Here is an 11,298-nt window from a genome sequence, read left to right on the forward strand (position 1 = left end):
CCGCGGCTGGTTTACACTGCTGGTTTGGGACCGCTGCAACCCGTGACGTCCCCGTTTTTTGATGTCCCGTAGTGCAGGACGCCCCGACCCACCAGGAGACCATGAGATGTTCCGGCTCGCAAAGCTGTCTCTCGCCAACCGGGCCCTGATCGCGCTGATCACGGTGTTCGCTTGCGTTTTCGGCGTGATCACGATGTCCTCGCTGAAGCAGGAGCTCATCCCCTCCATCGAGTTCCCGCAGATCACCGTGATCTCCTCGATGCCCGGCGCGTCGCCGGAAGTCGTGGACAAGCAGATCAGTGCCCCGTTGGAAAAGGCGCTGAACAGCGTCGAGGGGCTGGAGTCGACGTCGTCAACGTCCCGGAACGGGGTTTCGCAGATCTCCCTGGCGTTCACCTACGGCTCCAACCTGGACCGGGCCCGGAACCAGATCGACCGCGCCATCTCCAACGCCAAGCAGGCCCTGCCGAAGGACGTCCAGCCGCAGGCGATCGCCGGGAGCATCAGCGACTTCCCGATCGTCTTCCTGGCCGTCTCCTCGGACAAGCCGCTCAGTGAACTCAACGCCGATCTCGCCCGGCTCAGCGTCCCTGCGCTGCAGAAGCTCGACGGCGTGCGCGGCGCCGACGTGACCGGCGGCGCCACGCAGCACATCCAGATCCTGCCGCGGCCTCGAGACCTGGCGGCATCGGGCGCGAGCCTCCAGTCCATAAGCGACGCGTTGAAGAACAACGGCGCATTGGTTCCGGCCGGCACCATCGAGGAACAGGGCAAGACCCTCTCGCTGCAGATCGGCAGCCCGGTGGACTCCCTCGACGCGATCAAGGCCCTCCCCCTGGGCGCGGCCCGCGATGCGGCGACGATCGGCAGCGTGGCGGATGTCAGCCTGGTCGAGGACGCCCGCACGTCAATCACGCGGACGAACGGCAAGGAAACCCTCGCCCTGTCCGTGACCAAGAAGCCCGAGGGCGACACAGTCGCGATCTCCCACGCGGTCAAGGACGCCATCCCGCAGCTTGAGGCCGAGCTTGGCTCCAATGCCAAATTCACCCCGGTCTTCGACCAGGCGCCGTTCATCGAGAAGTCCATCAAGGACCTCACCACCGAGGGCCTGCTGGGACTGGGCTTCGCCGTCCTGGTGATCCTGGTGTTTCTGATGTCCGTACGCGCGACCCTGGTGACGGCCGTGTCCATCCCGCTGTCCCTGCTGATCACGTTCATCGGGCTCTCGGCCACCGGCTACTCGCTCAACATCCTCACTCTTGGCGCGCTCACCATCGCAATCGGACGCGTCGTGGACGACTCGATCGTGGTCATCGAAAACATCAAACGGCACCTGAGCTACGGCGAGGACAAGATCACCGCGATCGGGACCGCCATCCGCGAAGTCGCCGGCGCCATCACGGCGTCCACCCTGACCACCGTGGCCGTCTTCCTGCCCATCGCCTTCGTCGGCGACCTGGCCGGCGCGCTGTTCCGGCCGTTCGCTCTGACAGTGACCATCGCCCTGCTCTCCTCGCTGCTGGTCTCGCTGACCATCGTGCCGGTCCTTGCCTACTGGTTCCTGCGCGCACCCGCCGTCACTGGCTCGCCGGCTTCTGCCGCTGGCATTGCCACCAAGGCGCACGAGGCCGAGCAGAGCACGCTCCTGCAGCGCGGCTACCTGCCTGTCCTGTCCGGCACGCAGCGGCACCCAGTCCTCACCCTGGTCGCCGCGGCCCTCGTGCTTGCCGGCACCGTGGCGATGTCCCCGCTGCTCGCCACCGACCTCCTAGGCCGCTCCGGCGAGAACAGCATGACCGTCAAGCAGGCCCTGCCTGCAGGGACCAGCCTCGACGAAGCCAGTGCCTCGGCGATCCGCGTCGAGGACACGCTGCGGGGCATCGACGGAATCAAGGACGTCCAAGCCACCACCGGCAACGCCCAGACCGGCTTCTCGGCCCTGCTCTCCTCCGGCGCGTCGAATTCGACGTTCACCGTGGTGACGGACGAGAAAGCCAACCAGGGCAAGCTCCAGGAGACCGTCCGCAGGGAACTCTCCAAGCTCGGCGACGCCGGAAAGATCACGGTCGGTTCCCAGCAGGGCGGCTTCGGCACTTCGTCAACCGTGGACATCACCCTCAAGGCCGCCAGCACCGCCGATCTCCAGACCGCCAGTGACGCGATGGTCAAGGCCATGGACGGTGTCCCGGGCAGCAGCGAGGTGGCCACCAACCTGGCCGCCAGCCAGCCGGTGGTCCAGGTCAAGGTGGACCGCGCCAAGGCCGTCGCGGCCGGCCTGAACGAGGAGCGCGTGGCCGGGGTTCTGGCCGCCACGATCAGCCCAATTCCCGCCGGCACGATCCGCATCGACACCAACGACTTCCCGGTCCGGATTGGCGAGGGCACCCGCTTCACGAGCATCGAGGCCGTCCGGGACATCCCGCTCCCGACGGCGGCCGGCGCCGTCCCGCTCGGCAGCATCGCCTCGGTGGAGCAGGTGGACGTCCCCGTCTCCATCACCGCCAGCAACGGCCAGCGCACCGCGCGGGTCTCGGTGACGCCGTCGGGCTCCAACCTCGGCGCGGTCAGCACCGAGGTGCAGAACCGGCTCAAGTCAGTCCAGCTGCCGCCCGGGGTGACCGCCACGATCGGCGGCGCCACGACGCAGCAGGCCGATTCGTTCCGCCAGCTCGGACTCGCGCTGCTGGCAGCCATCGCGATCGTCTACGTGATCATGGTGGCTGCGTTCAAGTCGCTCGTGCAGCCGCTGATTCTGCTGGTCTCCGTCCCGTTCGCCGCGACAGGCGCAATCGCCCTGCTCGTGGTGACCGGCGTGCCGTTGGGCCTGCCGTCCCTGATCGGCATGTTGATGCTCGTGGGCATCGTGGTCACCAACGCGATCGTGCTGATCGACCTCATCAACCAGTACCGCCAGCCGCGCAACGGCGAACCCGGGATGAACGTGGCGGACGCCATCACGCACGGCGCCCGCCAGCGCCTCCGCCCCATCCTCATGACGGCGCTCGCCACGGTGTTCGCCCTGACACCAATGGCGCTGGGACTGACTGGCGGCGGCGGCTTCATCTCCCAGCCCCTGGCGATCGTAGTGATCGGCGGCCTGATCTCCTCCACGGCCCTCACACTCATCCTGGTCCCGGTGCTGTACCGGCTCGTGGAAGGCCGGCGCGAGCGCAGGGCGCTACAGAAGCCGCTGCGCCGCGGACGCCATTCCGGGCCGGCCGTGGCCGAAGACTTCCCCGACGACTTCCCCGAAGACGCTCCCCTGCCAACCGGTTCGCACTAGGAACCAGAACCTGGCGTCCCTGCCTTTTTCCGCGATGCCCGGTGCGTCCCGTGGGCTGCGTTGGCTGCAGCACGGGTCCCGCGGGCTGCGTCGGATGCAGCACGGGTTGCGTGGGCTCCGTGGGCGCCGTGCGCACCCTTGGAGATTTTAGGCCGGCCGGCAGCTGCCGCGGCTGCGTCCCGGTGACGGGGCCCGCGCGATGCCAGGGCCGCGAGGGTTGCGGATGCGGCGGGGTTCATCACCTCGCGGGCCGGGTTCCCGGAATACGTTGCACCTTCCGGGACATCTTCGCCTTTCATCAGAAAGGCGTCGGCGCTGAGGGACGAACCTTCGCGCATCGTCGCCCCGTAGTTGACCCAGCCATCGACGCCGAGGGAGCAGTGGTTGCCGAACACGATGTAGTCGGACTTGAACGCGCCGTCTTCCATGGAGTGGCCCTGGACGTGTGTTCCCTCGTTGAACGTACAGTGATCGCCGATCGTGACGAGGGTTTTTTCCGGCATGTTCAGGCCGGCGTCGTAGAGCCGCTTGCCCACCTTGACGCCCAGCAGCCTCCACATCAGGGCCTTGAACGGGGTTCCATTGAACGGCGCCCCGGCCAGCAGCTTCCAGAGACGCTCATGCCGCCAGAAGTACCGGTCGTAGATCGAGCAGTATTCCGGCTTCAGGCGGCGGAAGCCCATGACCGAACGCTCCACCAAAGCGGTAAACAGCACCCGGAACACCAGCAAGCCAAGCATTGCCGCGGCGATGGCCAGCACACCGAGGAAGCTGTGCGCCGAAACGGCTACAGCGCCGGCCAGTGTGGCAGCGAGCAAGAGGACCCATTTCACGGAAAGGAACAGCACCATGCTCAGGATGTTGTGCCGGTTCTTGGCCGGGAGGATCCGTTTCACGGCTTCCGGGGTATTGAGTTCCTCAAACTGCGCGTCACGCTGGACCGACCGGGGAATCTCAAATGCGGGTGAGCCGAGCAGCCCCACGTCCCTCCGGATCGGGCCGTCAATCGGAATCATAACTTTCGAGGCCAGGAGGCAGTTCTCACCGACATGGGCACCGATCGGAAACGTGATGTTGTTTCCGAGGAAGTTGTGGCCGGCGATCTGGACCTGCGAGAGCCGGAAGGAGGAGCTCGTGTAATCGGCGTTCATCATGTTCAGGCCGTCTGAGACCATGGTTCCCGTTCCTACAGAGCACAGGAATGGCGATTCGTGGCCCAGTGTGGGGCCGAAGTTTGAACCTGTTTGCTGCACGTTGCCCAGTTTCCAGCCCAGGGCCTGCAGGTAGTAGATGATGTAGGAGCTGTCGCCGAAGGTGTCTTTGTACGTTTTGATGTTCGAGACGCGGGATATCAGCCGGTGGATCGAAAAATGCCAGCCATAGAGCGGATAGACCACATCAGGCTTAATGAAGTGGTTCAGCAGTCGCGGCAGGCAGAGGACGGTCACCAGGCCGGTGATCAGCCCGACAATGAACAGGACCAGTGTCACCACCACGACGTCGACAAAGAACGTGAAGGCTCCCAACTGAAGGTGTCCTGTGCTCAGGTAGGGCGGCAGCAGCGCGGCCAGCCCGAGGACGCCCGCGGGAACAACCAGGACGAGGCGGTTGAACAGCTGGAGCAGGCTGTAGATGACCCTCCGGCGGGTGCTGCATTGGACGGCCGGGACCCGCAAGTAGTTTGTGCTGGCACGTGCGGCGGGAGAACCGTGCCAGACCTCGCAGTCGGGTACCGCCTGCGAGGTCTGCAGCGATGAGGCATGTCCGAGCTGCGTGTCATTGCCCATCGACGTTCCAATGTCGAGGGTGGTTCTCTCCGAGATGAGAACGTTGCTTCCCAACGACACCGGGCCGATCTCGATGATGCCCGCATGTGCCCGGTAGCACAGGAACGAGGAGTCTTTGTTGATGACGGTGTTGTCACCGACGGTGAGCAGGTCCGGGCACGCGGGCACCTTCCGGGAGAAGATCACGACCCCCTTGCCGATCTTTGCGCCCAGTAGCCGGAGATACAGCACATAAAGCGGCGAACCCGCGAACGTCACCAATGGGTTTGCCCTCGTAAGTGTCTTGACCGTCCAAAAACGGAGATAGGCCAGGCTCCAGATTCGGATGGTGCCGGGCTTCCACCTCCCGACGAGGACCCATTTGGCGATGATCGGGGTCACAGACAGGACCACGAAAGTTGCGACACCGAACCCGATGGAGCGAAGCCACATGTCCAAAGGTGTGCTTCCCCCCAACACCCATTCGTAGCCAAATATCAGCAGCCAAGCGGCGTACATCGTATAACCGAGGAAAATCAGCAGTTGGATTGCACCACACAGGGCGTACTGGAACGAACTCACCGGGGGCATCGGTGCGGGGCGCGCAGCGTCGGCCGCCGGTACGTCCGCGATGTGAATAGATTCACTGTGCCTGGCTTCGAGGCACGCGGCGAGCTGCCGAACCGTCGGGTGCTCGTAGATATCCTGCATCGCCGCTGCGGGCAGGGCGGTTTCTTTCCTGATGCCGGCGCAGTAGCGCGCCATCAACAACGAGTCGGCACCGAGGTCGTTGAAGAAGTGGGCATCGGTGGAGACCTTGTCAAGGCTCAGCACGGCGCCGAGCTGGGCGGCCAGGGCCTCTTCGGCGGCGGTTGTCGGGGCGGTGTATGACCCCGAGCCCGCCCGGCTGATCCTGTGCTCCGGACGGGGCAACCGCTTCCGGTCCACTTTGTCACTGGCCATCATGGGAATGGCGTCCAGCTGTTCAAAGTAAGCAGGAACCATGTACCCGGGAAGCCTCGTGCGCAGCATCCGGTGGAGGTCATGGGCATCCACGCCCTCCACGTCCTGACGCAGGGTGTAGTAGGCCGCCAGCTCCACGGTTCCTTGTTCCGGCTCATAGGTCTGGACGACTGCCTGCGCAATGCCCGGGAGCTGCAGGAGGACGGATTCTATTTCGCTCAGTTCGATCCGGTAGCCGCGAATTTTGACCTGGGTATCGATCCGGCCGAAGTATTCGAGTTGCCCGTCGTCGTTTACCCGTCCAAGATCTCCGGTGCGGTAAATCCGGCCGGAGGGATTGTTCTCAATCCCCAGGAAATCCGGGACAAAGGCCCGTTCCGTCAAGTCCTCACGGTTCACATACCCGCGCGCCAGGCCCACCCCCGCGAGGCCGATTTCTCCCGTTTCACCGCGCGGGAGGGCCCGAAGCTCAGCGGGATCCACAATCACCGCGGTGTACGTGGGCAAGGGCACCCCGAGGGACACCGGCATGTCCGGGTCGAGGACCGACCAGGTCGCGGTAACGGTCGCCTCGGTGGGGCCGTAGACATTCAGGAAGCGCCGGCCGGGGCGGTGCCAGCGCATCACGAGGTCCTTGGGACATGCCTCTCCGGAGACCAGCAGGAACCGCAACCCGGGCAGGTCTTCGTCAAGCGTCGCCAGCAGCGTTGGAACGCAGCAAAGGGCGGTGATCTTTTTTTCCTGCAGGTACTCCGCGAGCTCGGCACCCAGCATGCTGGACCGGCCCGGCTTGGGCACCAGAGTGGCTCCGACCATCCAGGCAACCCAGATTTCCTCCACCGAAAAATCGAAGGCGATCGTCATGCCTTGGTACACGCGGTCCGTGGACTCAATCCCGTAGACGTCAGAGGCCACGCGGACAAAATTGCAGATACTGGCCTGTTCCACTGCCACGCCCTTGGGGCGTCCGGTCGAACCGGAGGTGTAGATGATGTAGGCCAGCTCATCCTTCGTTCCGCCATGGTCCGCGCTTCCCAGGCGGGAGGGATCCTTGGCGTCGATCTGGGCCTGCACATCATCAACGCACACCGTGACGGCGGCTACCTCAGGCAGCAGATCCCTCAGATGGGACAGAGACAGGACCATGGACACGTTGGCGTCCTCGACGATGTACTGAAGACGGTCAGGGGGAAATCCCGGGTCCAGGGGAACATAGGCCGCATGGATCTTCAGAACGGCCAGCATCGCCACGTAGGCCCGCCATGGCTGGTCAAACAGCAGGGCGATGCGGTCACCAGGCCGGGCACCGCACACCAGAAGATGCCGCGCCAGCTGGTTCGCCCGTTCATCCAGCTCCGTGTACGTCAGGACAACGTCCCCCGCATCGACGGCAACCTGGTCGCCGCGCCCCTGTTCCCGCAAGCGGTCGCAACTATCCTCAAACAGCCGGTCCAAACGCTCGCCCCGCCGCCAGCGAGCGGCCTGGTCGGGCGCGGCCGACGTCAGGACAGTTCCGCCTTCCGAGCCGCCGATCATCGACATTATTCCCCGCAACTCGGGAGGTCTGGTGAGGCCGTTGCCGATCCTCGCGGTCTTGCCCATCCTTTAGCTCCTTCGCTAGAAGTGACGTGCCACAGTTCTGTCGCCCTGGGAAACAGGGGTCATATCCTGGCCAGAAATCGCGACCCACGTCTGAAGCGGGGGGCCCCCAGCGGGCGTCAGATGGCCTTCATGACCCGCCGCCGTTGCCTCGTCCGCCGGGGCCATGCCGAAGGCCCGCCGGACAGCGCGCTCGGCATCCGCGAGCCGGCTGGCGTGCGTGACAGCCCCCACGGACGTCTCGGAAATATCAACCAGATCGAGCTCCACATCGGCGTCGGACAGGGCCTTGAGGAAAGTGCAGAAAATTTCCGGGGACGACCGCATGCCCAGACCCGTGATGGACACCCTGCCCACCTGGCCGTCATGCTGCAATCCCTGGAATCCAATGGCTCCCTTTTCAGCATCCAGCACCGCAAGGGCGTTGCCGGCGTGGGCCGCCGGCACGATCAGGGCAACGTCGGAACGCCTCGGGCCCTTGCCCGCCGAATTCTGGACGATCGCCTGGACGTGCGCACCCGAACTTGAGAGGACGTGCAAGATGCGTGCCATGGTGTCCGGCTGGTCCGGCATTCCCACGACCGTGATTTTCGATGCCGAGTTGACCCCTGCTACTCCGGTCACCTCGGGTTGTTCCCTGGCGGACTGGAGGAGTGGATGTCGGTCAAGGCCAGGCAGAATCAACGTCCCTGGCTCCGGCACAAAGGATGACCTCACATGGATTGGAATGCCGAACCGGCGGGCATACTCAACACAGCGCAGGTGCAGTACCTTGCAGCCGGAGGCGGCGAACTCAAGCATTTCCTCGCTCGAGAGGACCTCGATCTTCCGCGCTGTCGGGACGACGCGGGGGTCCGCGGTGTAGACCCCGTCGACGTCGGTGTAGATTTCACAAATATCGGCCCCGAGCGCAGCGGCCAGGGCGACCGCGGTAAGATCCGAGCCGCCGCGGCCGAGCGTGGTAACCCTGTTCCGTTTCTGCGTCCTGCCCTGGAACCCTGCCACGATGGGGACCTCACCACGGGCCAGACTGCTGCGGACGCGGTCCGGCCTGACATCAGTGATGTGTGCCTTGCCGTGGATGCTGTCGGTAATGAGGCCGGCCGCACTGCCGGTAAATGTGCGGGGCAGCTGGCCAAGATCCGCCAGGGCAATCGCCAAAAGCGCGGAGGACACAAGTTCGCCGATGCTCAGCAGGGCGTCAAGGTCCACAGGCAGGGGCCGGGCGGAAACCTCCGCGGCGAGGTCGCAGAGTTCGTCGGTGGTATCGCCCATGGCGGACACCACCGCCACGACCCGATAGCCGTTGGTCCGCGTTTTGGCGATCCGCTCGGCTGCCCGGAGGATACCCGCGGCATCCGCCAGGGACGAACCGCCAAACTTTTGTACAATGACGCTTCCCGGGGGAATCGCCCGGTCGGTTTCCGCTAGATCACTGTCGTTGAAATCTGTTGCCTTGCGGGTACCCATTTTGCTCCCCGAAATCTACTTCGATTCTTGCTAGGGGCACTGGCCCCTGTGAGCCGTTTTGCCCTGTTCGGATGCTCAAATGGTTGATCCCAAGGCGACCGGCTCTCCGGTTACAGTCACTGCGGCTGCAGCGAGAATATCGAGTCCCTTCTGAAGATCCTCTGGGCTGATAGTCAGCGCGGGCATCGCCTTGACCACCTCACCTTCGGGGCCGGACGTTTCCACGAGCAGGCCCCTGGCGAACGATTCAGCTGCGATCCTCTCCGCAGTCTGGGGGTTGGGGTAGTAAACCCCCGCGAGCAGTCCCCGGCCACGGACCGTGGCGCCTTCGACGCCCGCGGCGATCTGCGTCAGCCCGTCGTGGAGCTGCGCAATGAGCCTCGCAACGGTTGACTGGAAGCTGCCGTCCTGCCAGTAGTACTCCAGGGCAGCTGCGCCGGTGACGAATGCCGGGTTGTGGCCCCGGAATGTTCCGTTGTGCTCGCCCGGCTTCCAGATATCCAACCCGGGTTTGAACAGTGTCAGTGCCAAAGGCAGGCCAAAGCCCGAGATGGACTTCGACAGGCAGACGATATCGGGAGTGATCCCAGCCTCCTCAAAACTGAAAAAGGTCCCCGTCCGTCCGCACCCGGCCTGTACATCATCAACGATGAGCAGGATGTCATGTTGACGGCACAGCTCTGCAAGGCCTCGCAGCCAGGACGCCCGGGCGGCCCGGAGCCCGCCCTCGCCCTGAACGGTTTCCACGATCACCGCTGCGGGCTTATCGATGCCCGAGCCCCTGTCTTCCAGTGCTTGCCGGAGCCACAGGAAGTCCGGCATCTGACCGTTGAAAAACCCGTCATAGGGCATGCTCGATGTGTTCGTCAGGGGGACGCCGGCTCCCTGACGTTTCATTGAATTGCCCGTGACTGACAACGATCCCAGGGTCATCCCGTGAAACGCATTGGTGAAGCTCAGGACATGCTGCCGGCCGGTTACCTTCCGGGCAAGCTTCAGGGCAGCCTCCACTGAGTTTGTTCCCGTCGGACCGGGGAACATGACTTTGTAGTCCAAATTTCTGGGTTGGAGGATCAACTCCCGGAAGGTTTCCAGGAAGCGCCGCTTGGCGGGTGTTTTCATGTCGAGTGAATGCACAATGGCGCCGGAGCGAAGATAGTCCAACAGGGGCTGCAGCAGCACCGGGTTGTTGTGCCCGTAGTTCAGGGCGCCGGCGCCGGAAAAGAAGTCCAGATATTCCCTGCCGTCTTCGCTGAAGAGGCTGCTTCCGTGCGCACGCTCAAACACCGTGTCCCAACTGCGGCAGTAGCTGCGGACCTCGGACTCTAAGCTTTCGAAGATATCCATCTGGCGATGTCCCCCCGTACTTCCGACTAGCGAAGTTTCCCGGGCGTGAACACGACCCAGGCTTTCCGGATGACGGGCGCGAAAAGGAGACAGCGCAGCATCTGTGGCGCACTGACCGTTGCTTTCACGGGGCCCGTATTTGTTCCCGTCGAGCGATTGTTCAGACGGGACTGGGCAGATCATAGGCGCCTGCCCAAATGCTTATCCGTTTCTTATCGTAATCTCAGCAAACTCTCAGCACCTGAGTAGCGGGTACCTGTCTTTTCCCCTCAAATGGCTGATTAACTACCCGATCCGGCGCGGGTCCCGCACCGTTTGCAGCCGCGGGCTACTTGGAAAAAAGCCGGCCGCCGGGCATCCGGTGGACATAGGCGCCGGCGCCGTGGACATCCGACATCCTCGGCGAACGGGACGGCCAAGCGGGCGGCGAAGCGGGCGTTCGAACGGGACGGTGAAGCGGGCGTTCGAATGGGACGGCCAAGCGGGCGGCGAAGCGGGCGTTCGAACGGGACGGTGAAGCGGGCGTTCGAACGGGACGGCCAAGCGGGCGTTCGAACTGAACGGCGAAGCGGGGTGTTTAGCCTGTCTTGGCCATCGCGTAGGCCAGGGTGCCGTAGGCCAGGGCCCCGGACATTTCGGTGAGCAGTTCCGGGTTGGTGTTGGCGATGGTGTCGCAGGCCTCGTGGTAGCAGGGGTCGAGGTCCTTTCCGGCCTCCCCGCCATAGGTCTGGGCCTGGGCCTGGGTCTTCCTCTTCTCATCGCCGGTGAACAGCCCGCCGCCGGGAATGCCGGCCGAGAGGAAGGCGTCGTAGTCGGACCCGCCGTCAAAGGGCGTGGTCTCGGCCGGCAGCGCGTTCTCCTGGAAGT

At 64.4% G+C, this 11,298-nt stretch carries 5 protein-coding genes; 1 reads left to right on the forward strand and 4 read right to left on the reverse strand.

Going from position 1 to position 11,298, the window contains the following annotated elements:
• Window positions 1-106 precede the first annotated feature (106 nt).
• Entirely contained in the window at window positions 107-3,286 is a 3,180-nt protein-coding gene (locus C566_RS0106625) for an efflux RND transporter permease subunit (protein WP_018773552.1), read from the forward strand.
• Here the strand turns inward: C566_RS0106625 and C566_RS0106630 are convergent.
• The 4 genes from C566_RS0106630 to C566_RS0106645 all read right to left on the reverse strand — a co-directional run.
• Window positions 3,283-7,617 (reverse strand): Pls/PosA family non-ribosomal peptide synthetase, encoded by a 4,335-nt coding sequence (locus C566_RS0106630; protein ID WP_018773553.1) that lies wholly within the window; start codon window positions 7,615-7,617, stop codon window positions 3,283-3,285. The two genes, C566_RS0106625 and C566_RS0106630, sit on opposite strands and share 4 nt — an antisense overlap.
• A 15-nt stretch (window positions 7,618-7,632) precedes the next feature.
• The gene (locus C566_RS0106635; RefSeq protein WP_018773554.1) at window positions 7,633-9,084 is read right to left on the reverse strand and encodes an aspartate kinase; all 1,452 of its coding nucleotides are present in this window, start codon (window positions 9,082-9,084) and stop codon (window positions 7,633-7,635) included.
• Between the two features lie 75 nt (window positions 9,085-9,159).
• A complete protein-coding gene (gene ectB, locus C566_RS0106640; protein ID WP_018773555.1) occupies window positions 9,160-10,431 on the reverse strand; it encodes a diaminobutyrate--2-oxoglutarate transaminase in 1,272 nt (423 codons plus the stop codon).
• 577 nt (window positions 10,432-11,008) lie between these two features.
• Window positions 11,009-11,298 (reverse strand): M28 family peptidase (locus C566_RS0106645; protein ID WP_026266454.1); only part of this gene is annotated, 290 nt, incomplete at its 5' end.

Source organism: Arthrobacter sp. 131MFCol6.1, from assembly GCF_000374925.1.
Classification (GTDB): Bacteria; Actinomycetota; Actinomycetes; order Actinomycetales; family Micrococcaceae; genus Arthrobacter.

Bases quoted from the DNA above. Each gene is read 5' to 3' on its own strand.
- C566_RS0106625 (WP_018773552.1), top strand. From the start codon at position 107: ATGTTCCGGCTCGCAAAGCTGTCTCTCGCCAACCGGGCCCTGATCGCG.
- C566_RS0106630 (WP_018773553.1), bottom strand. From the start codon at position 7,617: ATGGGCAAGACCGCGAGGATCGGCAACGGCCTCACCAGACCTCCCGAG.
- C566_RS0106635 (WP_018773554.1), bottom strand. From the start codon at position 9,084: ATGGGTACCCGCAAGGCAACAGATTTCAACGACAGTGATCTAGCGGAA.
- ectB (WP_018773555.1), bottom strand. From the start codon at position 10,431: ATGGATATCTTCGAAAGCTTAGAGTCCGAGGTCCGCAGCTACTGCCGC.